At 55.3% G+C, this 13,990-nt stretch carries 16 protein-coding genes; 9 read left to right on the top strand and 7 right to left on the bottom strand.

The window, feature by feature from the left end:
- Positions 1-15 precede the first annotated feature (15 nt).
- From FJ695_RS04095 to dnaQ, 4 genes are all read left to right on the top strand, one after another.
- Complete coding sequence (locus tag FJ695_RS04095) at positions 16-609, top strand: Maf-like protein (protein WP_141184249.1); 594 nt, start codon at positions 16-18, stop codon at positions 607-609.
- Positions 606-1,454, top strand: a complete 849-nt coding sequence (locus FJ695_RS04090; protein ID WP_141184248.1) for a shikimate dehydrogenase — start codon at positions 606-608, stop codon at positions 1,452-1,454. The genes FJ695_RS04095 and FJ695_RS04090 overlap by 4 nt, the downstream gene beginning before the upstream one ends.
- Positions 1,451-2,038, top strand: coding sequence for a dephospho-CoA kinase (gene coaE / locus FJ695_RS04085; protein ID WP_141184247.1), 588 nt, complete (start codon positions 1,451-1,453; stop codon positions 2,036-2,038). Before FJ695_RS04090 ends, coaE begins: the two co-directional genes overlap by 4 nt.
- A gap of 111 nt (positions 2,039-2,149) precedes the next feature.
- The gene (gene dnaQ / locus FJ695_RS04080) at positions 2,150-2,869 is read left to right on the top strand and encodes a DNA polymerase III subunit epsilon (RefSeq protein WP_141184246.1); all 720 of its coding nucleotides are present in this window, start codon (positions 2,150-2,152) and stop codon (positions 2,867-2,869) included.
- Between the two features lie 230 nt (positions 2,870-3,099).
- Here dnaQ and FJ695_RS04075 read toward each other — a convergent pair whose 3' ends face one another.
- A complete protein-coding gene (locus FJ695_RS04075) occupies positions 3,100-4,086 on the bottom strand; it encodes a D-glycerate dehydrogenase (RefSeq protein ID WP_141184245.1) in 987 nt (328 codons plus the stop codon).
- A 247-nt stretch (positions 4,087-4,333) separates the two neighbouring features.
- Between FJ695_RS04075 and FJ695_RS04070 the strand changes: the two genes are divergently transcribed.
- Positions 4,334-4,873 (top strand): SH3 domain-containing protein, encoded by a 540-nt coding sequence (locus FJ695_RS04070; protein WP_209010912.1) that lies wholly within the window; start codon positions 4,334-4,336, stop codon positions 4,871-4,873.
- A gap of 65 nt (positions 4,874-4,938) precedes the next feature.
- Here FJ695_RS04070 and fabI read toward each other — a convergent pair whose 3' ends face one another.
- The 3 genes from fabI to fabA form a co-directional block, all read right to left on the bottom strand.
- Entirely contained in the window at positions 4,939-5,751 is an 813-nt protein-coding gene (gene fabI, locus FJ695_RS04065) for an enoyl-ACP reductase FabI (RefSeq protein ID WP_141184244.1), read from the bottom strand.
- Between the two features lie 10 nt (positions 5,752-5,761).
- A complete protein-coding gene (gene fabB / locus FJ695_RS04060) occupies positions 5,762-6,985 on the bottom strand; it encodes a beta-ketoacyl-ACP synthase I (protein ID WP_141184243.1) in 1,224 nt (407 codons plus the stop codon).
- Positions 6,986-7,113: 128 nt separating this feature from the next.
- On the bottom strand, positions 7,114-7,620 hold the full coding sequence (gene fabA / locus FJ695_RS04055; RefSeq protein ID WP_141184242.1) for a 3-hydroxyacyl-[acyl-carrier-protein] dehydratase FabA: 507 nt from the start codon (positions 7,618-7,620) through the stop codon (positions 7,114-7,116).
- 341 nt (positions 7,621-7,961) lie between these two features.
- Between fabA and irrA the strand changes: the two genes are divergently transcribed.
- Positions 7,962-8,393, top strand: a complete 432-nt coding sequence (gene irrA, locus FJ695_RS04050; RefSeq protein ID WP_305778399.1) for an iron response transcriptional regulator IrrA — start codon at positions 7,962-7,964, stop codon at positions 8,391-8,393.
- Between the two features lie 18 nt (positions 8,394-8,411).
- On the opposite strand, the gene FJ695_RS04045 is transcribed toward irrA, so the two are convergent.
- Together FJ695_RS04045 and nth are read right to left on the bottom strand one after the other, a co-directional pair.
- Positions 8,412-8,927, bottom strand: a complete 516-nt coding sequence (locus tag FJ695_RS04045) for a GNAT family N-acetyltransferase (RefSeq protein ID WP_141184241.1) — start codon at positions 8,925-8,927, stop codon at positions 8,412-8,414.
- Positions 8,927-9,751, bottom strand: a complete 825-nt coding sequence (nth, locus tag FJ695_RS04040) for an endonuclease III (protein ID WP_141184240.1) — start codon at positions 9,749-9,751, stop codon at positions 8,927-8,929. The genes FJ695_RS04045 and nth overlap by 1 nt, the downstream gene beginning before the upstream one ends.
- Positions 9,752-9,773: 22 nt before the next feature.
- Here nth and FJ695_RS04035 point away from each other — a divergent pair, with 22 nt between their 5' ends.
- Both FJ695_RS04035 and FJ695_RS04030 read left to right on the top strand, forming a co-directional pair.
- On the top strand, positions 9,774-10,295 hold the full coding sequence (locus FJ695_RS04035) for a DUF2244 domain-containing protein (RefSeq protein WP_141184239.1): 522 nt from the start codon (positions 9,774-9,776) through the stop codon (positions 10,293-10,295).
- Positions 10,296-10,467: 172 nt separating this feature from the next.
- Entirely contained in the window at positions 10,468-11,112 is a 645-nt protein-coding gene (locus FJ695_RS04030; RefSeq protein WP_141184238.1) for a DUF2799 domain-containing protein, read from the top strand.
- Between the two features lie 23 nt (positions 11,113-11,135).
- Here the strand turns inward: FJ695_RS04030 and FJ695_RS04025 are convergent, their stop codons facing one another.
- Positions 11,136-12,320: an MFS transporter gene (locus tag FJ695_RS04025; protein WP_141184237.1), complete on the bottom strand. Its 1,185-nt coding sequence runs from the start codon at positions 12,318-12,320 to the stop codon at positions 11,136-11,138.
- A gap of 250 nt (positions 12,321-12,570) precedes the next feature.
- Here FJ695_RS04025 and FJ695_RS04020 point away from each other — a divergent pair, with 250 nt between their 5' ends.
- The gene (locus tag FJ695_RS04020; protein WP_141184236.1) at positions 12,571-13,842 is read left to right on the top strand and encodes a hypothetical protein; all 1,272 of its coding nucleotides are present in this window, start codon (positions 12,571-12,573) and stop codon (positions 13,840-13,842) included.
- The last annotated feature ends 148 nt before the right edge of the window (positions 13,843-13,990 follow it).

Below are 13,990 nucleotides of genomic sequence, written 5' to 3'. Positions count from 1 at the left end.
GTTCAAGAGGAATTTATGGCACTGGTTTTGGCAAGCGGCAGCAAGATCCGCGCAGAACTTATGAAAAACGCCGGTCTCGCAATCGACGTGGACCCGGCTGATGTCGATGAACGGGCTGTTGAAGAGCCTTTGTTGCAAGCCGGATTTCCGCCGGAAGACCTGGCAAGTGTTTTGGCCGAAGCCAAAGCAAATGACGTCAGCGCCCGCCGGCCGGGAGATCTGGTTATTGGAGCGGATCAGATCCTTGCTTTTGAAGGCGAGCGCCGGACCAAACCGGACGACATGGAAGAAGCCCGCCGCCAGCTTTTGGCGTTTTCGGGCAAAACCCATGAGCTTCTGTCAGCTGTTGTGATTTCTAAGGACGGCGAAGCCATCTGGCGGCATGTGTCCACTGCGCGCCTGACCATGCGAACGCTCACCCCTCAATTTGTTGGGCACTACCTGGCCGCCGCCGGTGATGTTGTGCTGTCGAGTGTCGGTGCCTACCAACTGGAAAGCCTTGGCCTGCAACTCTTTGAAAAGATTGACGGGGACTATTTCACCATCCTCGGTTTGCCAATGCTTCCGCTCTTGGGACAGCTGCGCGAGCTCGGAGAGATCGAGGCATGAGCAGTCAAAAAAGAAAAGCAGCCATCACCGGATTTCCGGTCGATCAATCCCGCTCACCACTGGTTCATGGCTATTGGCTGAAGAAACACGGCCTTGACGGCGCGTATGGCCGGGTCGCCGTGCCGCCGGAGGAAGCGAAAACCTTTTTCAATGACTTTAAAACATCCGGCCTGGTTGGGGCCAATGTGACGGTCCCGCACAAAGAAGTGGCATTCGCGGCGTGTGATCATCTGGACGAAGCAGCAAAGGCGATGGGCGCGGCTAATACACTCTGGCTCGATGAAACCGGAGCTTTATGCGGCGCCAATACTGATGGTCTGGGGTTTTTGGGAAACCTCGATCAACTTGCCCCTGGATGGGATTCTGAAAGCAGAACGGCAGTGGTTTTGGGAGCTGGCGGTGCCGCCCGTGCGATCATCTGGGCGTTGTTATCCCGTGGAATCACAGCCGTGCATATCGTCAACCGGACCTTTGAAAAGGCCAAGGTTCTTGAAGATCAATTTGGTTCAAAAACGAAAGCACATCCTTGGGATAAACTGGGGACACTTCTGGAAGACGCGGATCTTCTTGTAAACACGACAGCTCTCGGAATGGCGGGCAAAGCGCCTTTGGAGATCAATCTCGATCCGCTGCCGAAATCAGCTCTTGTGACAGATATCGTCTATGTGCCTCTCGAAACCGATTTATTGAAACAGGCAGCCAGCCGCGGCAACCCGACAGTTGATGGCCTTGGCATGTTGCTCCATCAGGCTGTGCCTGGGTTTGAATGCTGGTTTGGCGTCCGGCCTGAAGTTGACGATGGCTTAAGGGCCTTGGTGCTGGAAGACTTGGGAGTTAAGGTGTGATCATACTTGGCCTCACCGGCTCAATCGGCATGGGCAAATCGACAACGGCCAAAATGTTCTCCGAATGCGGAGTGCCTGTCCACGATTCTGATGCCACCGTGCATGCACTTTATTCCGGCCGCGCTGCACCGCTGATTGAAGCCGCCTTCCCGGGCACGGTCGTTGATGGTGTCGTCGATCGATCTCTGCTCTCGCCGCATGTGCTGGGAAAACCGGACGCAATGAAACGGCTTGAAAAAATCGTTCACCCGCTGGTTCGCGAAGAAGAAATCAAATTCCTGGATAAGGCGCGTGCCAAAGGCCACGCTGTTGTTGTTCTAGACATTCCTTTGTTGTTCGAAACGAACGGTGACGAACGCGTAGCCAGATCTGTCGTCGTGACCGCGGATCCGGACGTTCAAAGAGAGCGGGTGCTGGCCCGGCCCGGCATGACCGAAGAACGTTTCAATGCGATCTTGGCCAAGCAAATGCCGGATGCAGAAAAACGCCGCAGGGCGGATTTTCTAATCGACACCGGATTGGGAATGGAGTCCGCCCGCCGGTCCGTCGAAACCATTTTGAAAGCTGTCACTGACATCGGCTGATAAGTTGGTGTTTTGACCGGAAATCGCTGAAGACCGGGGAAAACCCTTAGCTGATCTTGCGGAACTGCCATGGGCTTGCGCAGATGGGATGAGAGGCACATAGGCGGCAAAATGCGTGAAATATCTTTCGATACGGAAACCACGGGTCTGAATCCGCGGACCGGTGACCGGCTGGTTGAGATCGGCGGTGTGGAACTGATCAATCACGTTCCGACCGGAAACGTCTATCATGTCTATATTAACCCCCAGCGGGATATGCCGGAAGAAGCCTTCCGGGTCCACGGTCTTTCAGCAGAGTTCTTGTCCGACAAACCGCTGTTTGAGCAAGTTGCCGATGAATTTCTGGAATTCGTCGGCGATGGGACGCTGGTGATCCACAATGCAGCCTTCGATATGGGCTTCATAAACTTTGAGCTGGAACGCTGCGGCCGGCGGAGTATTCCAAATACCCAGGTGATCGACACTCTGGAAATAGCCCGCCGCAAACACCCCACTGGCCCTAACTCCCTTGACGCGCTCTGCTCGCGGTATGGAATCGACAACTCCAAGCGCGTCAAACACGGCGCATTGCTCGACGCGGAAATTCTCGCCGAAGTCTATTTGGAGATGATCGGCGGCAAACAGCGGGCCTTGATCCTCGATCCGGATGAAGAAGACGTCTTGTCAGCAAGTGCTGAAGGCGCCAGTGAACCCGGAGAACTCGGGTCCTTCAACGCCCGGCCACGTCCGGCGCCGTTGGCAGCTCTTTTGAAGGGTGATGAATTTGCTGCCCATCAAGCCTTCATCGAAGGCATGGGCGACAGCGCGCTTTGGAAGAAATACGGCGGTTGAGTATTGCTGCCTTGTTGTCGTCCTGGCCGACCAAAGGGAGATCCAAGATCTACTCCCATACCCGTTTGCATAAAGAATTTGTAATACCTTTCAAAGCTCTGCAAACGAGTGGGTACCGGTTCGCGCTTCGCTTGACCGGCATAATTTCAGAGTAAATGACGCAAGTCTCAAACAAAAAACCCCGGCGCTGGGCCGGGGTCGGAACTTGCAGTCACTGAATTGCCGGAGCCTCACAGCATCGACGGCAAGACGCGGTCCGGCGGGCGGTGGCCGTCCATGAAGGTCTTGATGTTGATGATGACTTTTTCGCCCATCTCGATCCGGCCTTCAATTGTGGCTGAACCCATGTGCGGCAGCAGGACAACATTATCGAGTTTCACGAGCTTTGGATTGACCGCCGGCTCGTGCTCGAACACGTCAAGACCTGCACCTGCCAGCTCACCGGCTTCCAGCATACGGATCAAGGCGTTTTCATCGATGACTTCGCCGCGGGCAGTGTTGACCACATAGGCGTCCTGCTTGAGCAGCTTTAGGCGCCGTGCGGACAAAAGATGGAACGTGCCTGGCGTGTGCGGGCAGTGCACAGACACCACATCCATGCGGGCCAGCATCTGATCGAGACTTTCCCAATAAGTAGCTTCGAGTTCTTCTTCGATCTCTGCAGGAACACGGCGGCGGTTGTGATAGTGGATCGACATGCCGAAGGCTTTGGCGCGCCGGGCGACCGCCTGACCGATCCGTCCCATGCCGATGATGCCAAGGCGTTTGCCCCAGATCCGGTGACCCAGCATCCATGTTGGGGACCAGCCAGCCCAGTCGCCGCTTTCCAGCGCGTGGATCCCAGCAGACAGGCGCCGCGGCACGGCCAGCATCAGCGCCATGGTCATGTCGGCGGTGTCTTCGGTCAAAACACCTGGGGTGTTGGTGACATTGATGCCCCGGTTGTTGGCCGTCACCACATCGATGTTGTCGACACCATTACCGAAGTTGGCGATCAGCTTGAGATTTTCACCAGCCTGCGACAGGACCGAGGAATCGATCCGGTCTGTCACCGTCGGGACCAGCACATCCGCTGTTCTGACGGCTTCGACCAGCTCGGCCTGACTAAAGGGCCTGTCATTTTCATTGAGGCGCGTTTCAAAAAGTTCGCGCATCCGGGTTTCGACCACATCCGGAAGTTTCCGGGTCACAACGACGACAGGCTTCTTTTTCGCCATACTTAACTGCCTTTCGGGCTACGTTGAGGAATCCTTAACCCCAACGGATTCACCTTGACGCTGCGCGAGGCGCAAGCGGATGACACCACTCCCTTTTCCATAACAGATGATCCGTCAGAAACAAGGGAGATGGCGTAATCCTCAGCCAAACAGATGAGCTGAATTCGCCGAGCTGGTTTTCGCGTTCACTTTTCTGTAGAGGTGTGCCTTAAACAGATGCCCGATAACAATTGGACTTACCGATAATATGGCCCGTTCAATCCCGACCGCGTACTCATTGCTTTTCCTGGGGCTGGTAGTTTTTGGTGCGACAATTTTTCAGTCGCAAGCCTTCGCGCAGGGCACGACGACAGGTGCCTCCGGGCTTCCGGTTCCCCGGTTCGTCAGTCTGAAATCGGATCGGGTCAATGTCCGGCTCGGCCCATCGCGCGAACATGACATTGCCTGGACGTTCGTTCAGTCGGGCCTTCCGGTGGAAATCATCCAGGAATTTGAAAACTGGCGCCGGATCCGCGATTGGGAAGGCAAACAAGGCTGGGTGTTCCACTCACTCCTGTCCGGCCGGCGGACCGCTTTGGTCACCCCTTGGGAAAAGGACAACCGGACGCCGCTTCGGGTTCGGTCCAAATCCGATGCGGACATTGTAGCGGAATTGGAGCCGTTTGTTCTGGCAACCGTCGGCGAATGCGCTGGCGGCTGGTGCCGGGTCAGCGGTGAAGAGTTCAACGGTTGGCTCGATCAGACGAGGTTGTTCGGTGTCTATCCAGACGAACTGATCGAGGATTGATCACAATCGAGCAATAAAAAAGGCGGCCAATCGGCCGCCTTTGTTGTTTCTAGGCAAGTTCCAAATCAATCCGCGCTGGTTTCTTGCGCTTTCAGCTCTTCAAGCTGTGGCATGGACATGATGTTGTAGCCGCTGTCGACGAAATGCACTTCGCCGGTCACACCGCCGGAAAGCTCCGACAGAAGGTAAAGCCCTGTGCCACCGATTTCTTCGAGCGAAACAGTCCGGTGGAGCGGAGAATTGCGCTTCTGGAAGTTGAACATCAACCGCGCATCGGACACACCTGAACCGGCCAGCGTGCGGACCGGTCCTGCGGAGATCGCATTGACACGGATGTTTTGAGAACCATAGTCGGCGGCCAAGTAGCGGACCGATGATTCCAGAGCCGCTTTTGCGACACCCATGACATTGTAGTTCGGCATCACTTTGGTCGATCCGCCATACGTCAAGGTGATGATTGATCCGCCATTGGGCATCAGTTCAGCTGCGCGTTTGGTGATTTCGGTAAAGGAGAAACAGGAAATCACCATGGTGCGGGAGAAGTTCTCCCGGGAGGTGTCAGCGTATTTGCCGGCAAGTTCGTTCTTGTCGGAAAAGCCGATAGCGTGCACCAGGAAATCGATGGTGCCCCACTTTTCCTTCAAGGTGTTGAAGACCGCATCGACCGAGTCAATGTCCTCAACATCACATGGCAGCAGAATGTCCGAGCCGACGGAGTCGGCCAATGGTTTGGCGCGTTTGCCAAAGGCATCACCCTGGTAGGTGAAGGCAAGTTCGGCGCCGTGTTCGGACAGGGTTTTGGCAATGCCCCAGGCAATCGAGTGATTGTTGGCAACGCCCATGATTAGGCCGCGTTTGCCCTTCATCAAATTAGACATCAGGTGCTCCTCAGCCGTGGTAGCGCGACATCGCAAGCGATGCGTTGGTGCCGCCAAAACCGAAGCTGTTGGACAGAACCGTGTCGAGACCGGCGTTGTCGACTCGGGTTGTTACGATCTCTTCCGGTTTCAGGGCCGGGTCGAGCTCGTTGACATTGGCGGACGCGGTGATGAAGTCATTCTGCAGCATCAGCAAGCAGTAAATCGCTTCTTGAACACCGGTTGCGCCGAGGCTGTGGCCGGTCAGTGATTTTGTGGAGGACGCTGGCGGCTGGTTTTCACCGAACACACGACGGATCGCTTCGATTTCGCCAACATCGCCAACCGGCGTGGAGGTGCCGTGGGTGTTGATGTAGCTGACTTTGCGGTCGCCCAAAGTGGAGGTCGCAAGGCGCATGCAACGCTCACCGCCCTCACCGGACGGCGCCACCATGTCGTAGCCGTCGGAGTTGGCCGCATAACCGGTGACTTCGGCGTAGATCTTTGCACCGCGCGCCTTAGCGTGTTCGAGTTCTTCCAGAACAACAAGACCACCGCCGCCTGCAATGACAAACCCGTCGCGGGTTGCGTCATACGCGCGGGACGCGGTTTCCGGTGTGTCGTTGTATTTGGAGGACATGGCGCCCATGGCGTCGAACAGGCAGGACAGGGTCCAGTCGAGTTCTTCACCACCGCCAGCAAACATCACGTCCTGCTTGCCGAACTGGATCTGTTCGGTCGCAGCACCAATGCAGTGCGCGGATGTCGAGCAGGCTGACGTGATGGAGTAGTTGATGCCCTTGATCTTGAATGGTGTCGCCAGGCAGGCAGAGTTTGTCGAGCTCATGCCGCGGGTCACCATGAACGGGCCCATGCGCTTCGGTGAGCCTTTTTCTATGACGATCTTATGTGCTTGAAAGAGGTTCTTCGTGGACGGACCGCCCGATCCGGTGATCAAGCCGGTGCGCTCATTGGAAATGTCTTTTTCTTCCAAACCGCTGTCGGCAATCGCCTGTTGCATGGCGATGTAGTTGTAAGCCGCGCCATCGCCCATGAAGCGGAGCTGACGTTTGTCGATCAGCGACGGAATATCCACGTCCGGCATGCCGTGCACCTGACTGCGGAAGCCGTGCTCGGCGTAATCTGGCGCAAAGCTGATCCCGGATTTGCCTTCGCGCAGGCTTGTCAGAACTTCTTGTGCATTGGAACCGATGGATGACACGATTCCGATCCCGGTGACGACAACGCGTCTCATTGCGGTCTCCTAACATTTCGATGGGCTTTAGATATCTGGCCAAATGGCCCGGCCCTTAGAATGGATGAACCGGCGCCTCCCAATTCAGGAGCGCCGGCTGGAACTTTTTGATGCCCTGTTGGGCACATTTATGCGGTGGACAGGCCCACACGCAGATCTTTTGCCTTGTAGATTTGCTCGCCGTCAGCTTTCAGCCAGCCGTCTGCAATGCCCAGAACCAAGCGGCCTTTCATGACGCGTTTGAAATCAACGCCATATTCCACGAGCTTTGTTTCCGGCGTGACCATGCCTTTAAACTTGATTTCACCGGTGGAGAGCGCCATGCCTTTGCCTTCAAGCCCCTGCCAGCCCAGATGAAAACCAGTCAGCTGCCACAGGGCGTCCAAACCCAGACAGCCTGGCATGATCGGATTGCCCTGAAAGTGGCACGGAAAGAACCACAGGTCCGGCTTGATATCGAATTCTGCCCGGACATAACCCTTGTCATATTCGCCGCCGGTTTCGGAAATCTCCGTAATCCGGTCGAACATCAACATCGGCGGGAGAGGCAATTGCGCATTGCCCGGGCCAAACAGCTCGCCGCGGCCGCAGGCGAGAAGAGCTTCGTAGTCGTAGCTGGAGCGGCGATCGGTCATTCAATTTCCGTCTTTTTTCCGCAAGTCTCTTTGAACAGAGCTTGTTATGGGTTTGTTTTCGTTTCGATTGTGGCGCCTTCCTAACACAGGGGAACCATGACCGAAAGATGTCGTTTGCGTGAAGTTTGCCCCTTTTTCTGCGGTTTTTCGAACTTATTAATTGCTGCGCTGCATGATTTGTGACGACAAGGCCAAAAGTGGCTTTGTCATTAAAACTTGCATGTTAGGTGCAAGAAATGGCAGATATAGGCCAGTACCGGGGTTTTTACCTTGAGCGAAACCGCGCTCTAGCGGGCTGGGATGCGCTGAAAGCTGGCAAACGAGACTTGGACCGGATCTGAATGACGATCGAGATGATGACCGAAACGGCCGGGAAAGATGTAACCAACATGTTGCGTGACGCTGGTTTGCGGCCAACGCGGCAACGGGTCTCGCTGGCTGAGTTGCTCTATTCAAAGGGCGACCGGCACCTGTCTGCCGAACTTCTGCATGAAGAAGCCGTTGCGGCCGATGTTCCGGTGTCTTTGGCAACGGTCTACAACACGCTGCACCAGTTCACGGAAGCTGGCCTTTTGCGCGAAGTCGCCATTGAAGGCACCAAGACCTATTTCGACACCAAAGTGTCCGATCACCACCACTTCTTCATCGAAGGTGAAAATGAGGTGATCGATATTCCAAGCGACGAAGTGAGCATTGGCCAGCTGCCGGAAATCCCGGAAGGCATGGAAGTTGTTCACGTTGACGTCGTCGTCCGGCTGCGCAAGAAGCGGTAAGGCGCAAATTGCGCGCTGCTAGCGTGCATTCCAGAGATATACATCAATGGGTTCGCCGGTTGGCGGATAACTGTTTTGTTTGCTGAAGGTAAATCCAACCATCTTCAGCAGATGACTTGATCGGGTGTTATCTGGAGACACAATCGCGCACAGAGCACTCAATTTCAGAGTATTTTCAGCAAATTCCAGCACACTCAAAGCGGCTTCGCGCGCATACCCCTTAGCTGTATGAGCGTCCAGGAATCCATAGCCAAGATCGGGAATGTCAAAGCCCTCACGATCAACGAGCCCTGAGATGCCAATGGGTGTTCTACAGCCGGTTTTTTCTACAAGCCAAAGGCCAAAGCCGTTTCTTTCATAACTTGCAGTGTGTTTTTCACGAATATGCTCCGCAGCTTTTTCCTGCGAAGTAATGCCGCGATCAGCGATCCCGCGAATATAGCTTTCCTGATTCATCAATTCGAAAAAGAACGCAGCGTCTGCTTCTCTAGCCTCACGAAACTGCAGCCGTTCTGTTGGCGCGGGAACCTTCATCAAGCTGTCAGCCTCGTCTTTCCATGAGCGACCATCACCGCAGTGCGTTCTGCAATATCCGGCACGGCATCGAACTTTTCTTTCTCCGGGCTGCGGCACAGGTCATAGATCACACAGCGTTTGCATTCCGGTTTGCGAGCTTTGCAGATGTAGCGTCCATGCAGGATCAGCCAGTGGTGGGCGTGTAGGGAAAACTCTTTCGGCACGGCTTTTTCCATCGACTTTTCGACGTCCAGCGGCGTTTTGCCAGGCGCAATGCCGATCCGGTTGCCGAGCCGGAAAAGGTGGGTGTCGACCGCAATCGTCGGATGGCCGAAGAAGATGTTCAAAACCACGTTGGCTGTTTTGCGGCCAACGCCAGGCAAGGCTTCCAGCGCTTCGCGGTCCTCCGGCACCTTTCCGCCATGGTCGCGGATCAGCTGCTGCGACATCAAAATGACGTTCTTGGCTTTGGTCTTGAACAGCCCAATGGTGCGGACTTCCTCGCGCACCTTGTCTTCGCCAAGCGCGACCATTTTTTCTGGCGTATCGGCAATCTGGAAAAGATGTTTGGTCGCCCGGTTCACACCGACATCGGTTGCCTGCGCCGACAAGAGAACTGCCACCAGCAGCGTGTAGGCGTTGGTGTAATCCAGTTCCCCTTCCGGTTCAGGATTGTCCGCATGAAACCTTTGGAAGATTTCGTAGGTCTCCGCCTTGGAATAGCGGGAGCGTTTTAAAACCTTGCCGGGGTTGTCGACGGATGGCGCTTTTTTGCGGGGTTTTGCGGTTTGGCTGGAACGTTTGCCTGTTTTGCCGGAAATCGGGCTCTTTGCTTGCGTCATCTTCTCTCTATAATTCCTCTCCATGACCCCGAACAATCCAGATCAGAGCAGTTTTGACAATACAGAAAGCGACGACCGGCCGTTTTTTACCGCTGTCTTGACGCCATACCGTTCGCTTGGGCCAAACGGGTTTTTGATCCTCATGCTGTGTCTGGGGCTGGTCAGCTTTGTTGCTGGCATCTTGTTCTGGAGCATTGGCGCCTGGCCGGTCTTTGGTTTTTTCGGTCTCGATATGGCACTGATTTGGCTGGCGTTCCGCCTAAACTATGCGGCCGCCCGTCAGTTTGAAGAAATCCGCCTCTCGCGGCATGAAATTCTCATCCGCAAAGTTGGTCCTGGCAAACGGCAGCTGGAATACCGGTTCAATCCTTTGTGGGTGCGCATGTCTGTCGACAAGATCGAAGACGAAGGCGTAACGAAGATTTCCCTCACCAGCCGCGGTGAAACAGTGGATTTGGGCAACTTCCTCAATCCGGAAGACCGCACTAGCTTTGCTGGCGCGATGGCGAATGCATTGGCGACGGCGAAGTCCGGCGGTGTCTGAGTACCCGGCACCTGTTTGACTATGAGCCGAGCTATCCTGTGTTGTGCACAGAACACACATTGTGAGATTTCTGGTATTTGCCATCTCAAGCCATTGTTTTTCCGGGCATGGATGCCCTAGAGCTCGGCAGTCTTGAAAAACTGTTTTTTAGGGTTCTTCCTGGAATTGGCTCATGAAAAAATGCTTCTGGATACTTGGCGCTCTCGGCGCATTGTTGCTGCTGGCCGGATGTGAAACCGTTTCTCAAGAACAGTGTGTGGCTGGAGACTGGGAAGCCCTTGGACAAGCTGATGCTGCCAACGGTCATGATTTGTCGCGGTTTGAAAAAATCGTCAAGGATTGCGGCCGCCACGGAGTAACGCCGGATGCAGCTTTGTATCGAAACGGGTGGAACCAGGGCGTCCTCATTTATTGCACGCCGCAAAATGGATTTTCGCTTGGCCGCCAAGGCAAGCGATTGAACAATATTTGTCCTGTACAGCTGGCAGCCGCCTTTGAAAGCAGTCACGCACTCGGTCGCCGGATCTGGACCGCAGAAGACAGGGTGCGCGATCTTGAAACACTGTTGTCCTCCAAAGAACGGCAAATCACGCGCCTGAGGTCTGAACTGGATGATTTCAGTTGCGGCGGCAAATCCGGCGAGGATTTGCAGAACTGCCGCAATGACCGGAACGACAAACGCCAAGATCTCCAGAACGCCCGTTTCGAGGAGCAGGATCTAAAATGGCGGTTGCGGGACCGGCAACGCGAATATGAAGAGACGCTCGAAGCAGTAAACGCGCAAGCCGCAGCGGTCATACCGGGTTACGGCGGATAGTTTTTAACAGCACTCCGCTCGCCTCAGGCCCGCTCTTCGATAGTTTTCGGCTGGACCCGCGCTGTTGCCAGAAGAACGATCATGGAAACAAGCGATGCGGCAGCGGCAACATATAAGACCACTTTGAAATTGGTGGCGCTTGCGATGAAACCCATCGAAACGCTGCCGATAAACCCGCCAAAAAACAAGCTGTTCATGTAGACGGCTGTTGCCCGGCCCGGCCGGTCCGGCGCAAAGCTCTGCACAAAGGTGATCGAAAGTCCCGCGAACAGGCCATAATAGGTTCCTTCCAAAACGGCGATTGAGAGCACCTGCCACAAGGTGGTGGCGTGGGAGAACAAGACCATGCTGATGACGGCCAGAACTGCGGCGAGAAACAGCACCGGACGAACCCCCACCCGTTCTGCCAATCGGACGGAGCCGAAAATTACGAACACTTCGACAAGGCACTTGACCGACAAGGCGAAACCCGGTGTTGAACCCGGCAGTCCGGTTTCCTGAACAAAATACAGCGGCATCGCCGATAGAAACAGGGAATTGGTGATCACAAAACCAAGGCAGATGGTGGCGGCGATCAACAGACCCCAATTCATCGGGTCAGTCTGGGCGTCTTTTTTCGGCCGCGGTGGCGCCCGGAATTCTTTGGGAACAACAACGTGCCAGAGAATGAGATAACAGACACCAAGAACAAATGAGATCGCGAAAGCGGTAGTAAATCCGAAAGTGGCAGACAGGCTGAAGGCGGCGGCTGGGCCGATCATCCAAGCGAGCGAAACCGCCATACGCAGCCACGAATTGAGTTTGCCAATATCCAGACCGTGCTTTTCAGCATAAAGTCGGCCGAATGTGAAAATGGTTCCAGAGCCCATGTTGGCAAGGCTCATCAAAGGGGCGATGGCGAGTAGAACGTAAAAGCTAGCCGTCTGTATCAGGACCGCAGTCAGGGCCAAAAAAGAGCAAACAGAGATCAAAAGCAGTTTTCTGATCGCAACGCCGTGATCCAACCTCTCGCCGCACCAGCGATTGGCAACAAGCGTCAAAGGCAACACCAATCCGGAATAAAGCCCGATCTGCCACGGTGCCTGCCCAAGTCCTTCAACGATGAAAAAGCCCATCATTGGAACAAGTGCGGAAATACAAATGCTGTTTGTCAGAAGCAGCGCAAAGATCAGCGCGGCCTGACGCGGCAAAGGTTTGAATTTGAACACGAAAACGCCTTCTGAAATTAGTCAGGCAATCCAAGAAGAGATCCGAATTCTAGCGCACTCCAAGAGGCCTGTCATCACTGGGAGTAGCATTTCGCCCTGAAGCAACCTTCTCATATGGTTGAACTCGGCAAAATTTGCCGACCGCAGGGGTGCCTTGTGCATATCGGGAAACGAATCCGTCCGCAGCGTTGCCGTAGGGGCTCTGCTTGATCAGGGTTTACCTGATCGAATAAGCGCTGAAGAGAGCGACATGGCATTAAAGGAGAGCTTGGCGGATCAGCAGCAGCTTGCGCTGGATGAAAAACCGGAACGGGCGTTGCCGCCGACCTATGCAAGTTATGACTGGACCAACGAAGGCCTGGCCGAGCGGTCGGGCGAGAATGCGGTCGTCTATTGCTATTGGGATCAGCCATTTGGCTGCAAGATCCAGCGCCAGCATCGGGACCCGGAGGATTTCCTGCCGGATTGGCCGGTTTTTGAGGCGCCAGATTATGGCCGCACGACCGGGCTGAGAAGTGTTCTTGCCCATCACCCAAAAACACTGGGCACCGGTATAGCCGCAGGACCGGGCGCAGATACGGCGCTTCAAGAATTCATCGCGACCTTGCCTCGGATCCTGGTCCGGCTGGCGGCCCCATTTGGCAACCAGCAATGGCTGCTGATGGATCTTTTCCGCCGCGCGCCTGGACTGTGGCGCAAGGTGCATCAGCAAACGGCACTTGGCCGCCTCGGCACACTTTCTTTGATGCTGGAATTGTTTTGTGCTGCTGGCCGGATCCGCCCTCAACAGCGTCAGCAATTTGCGAATTTTCTGGATGAGACAACCCGGGAAACCGTTCTGCGCCGGTATCTCGGCCGGTGTCCCGAAGCACCCATACTGGCACTCCTGGAGCAGATACCGCCGGGATCCGGTATTTTGGAGCGGCGGGCCATCAAATCCGCGCTCAACAGCAAAAACGGATCTTTGGACCTCAAAGACCTTGTCCGATTAAAGGACGAGGTCACCGAGGCGATACTTAGTGAGACAGGTTGGCCGGAAAAGGCCGATATACGCGCGCTTTTGGGCAAGGGTCTTTCCTTCGCCCGCATCCTGCACACGGTACACTTTGGCCTCAGAAACCTGACCTTATCGGAGCGCCCGGCGGCTTTGAAAGCACTAAGGGACGCCAAAGCTCCGCAAAGCCTGAATTGGTGGTCGACACATTGGACGACCATCGCGACACGCAGCCGGGAGTTTCCACCACCGCCTATTCCGGCAGCCTCTCAGCTATCCCCGCTTCAGACCGGTGCTGCGCTGGAAGAAGAAAACCGGCGGATGCGCAACAACATTGCCCGCTTTCTGCCGGATATTCTGGCCGGGGATCTTTATTTTTATCATTGGGACGGACATCCGGCGGCGACCCTGTGCCTGGCAGTTTCCGGCAACGGCGACTGGACCCTGCTCGACGCGCTGGGCGAAGACGGCACCCCGATCCACGACGAAGCTTTGGCGGAGATTATTCAAGCGGTTCAGGCGGGATAGGTGGCACATCTGGACATAGCCATTTCGCAGCCAATAAGTTGACCGAGGGGCACCGACATTCGTCTGTGTGTCATCCCCGCCCCCGTGCGGGGATCTACTCGCTTTTCCACCTGCTGCAGATTTTGAGTTCAATTCAAGGGCGCTCTGC

The organism is Labrenzia sp. PHM005, from assembly GCF_006517275.1.
Lineage (GTDB): Bacteria > Pseudomonadota > Alphaproteobacteria > Rhizobiales > Stappiaceae > Roseibium.
Note: the sequence above shows the minus strand (reverse complement) of the source record. Positions and strands in the feature narration are given on the sequence as shown.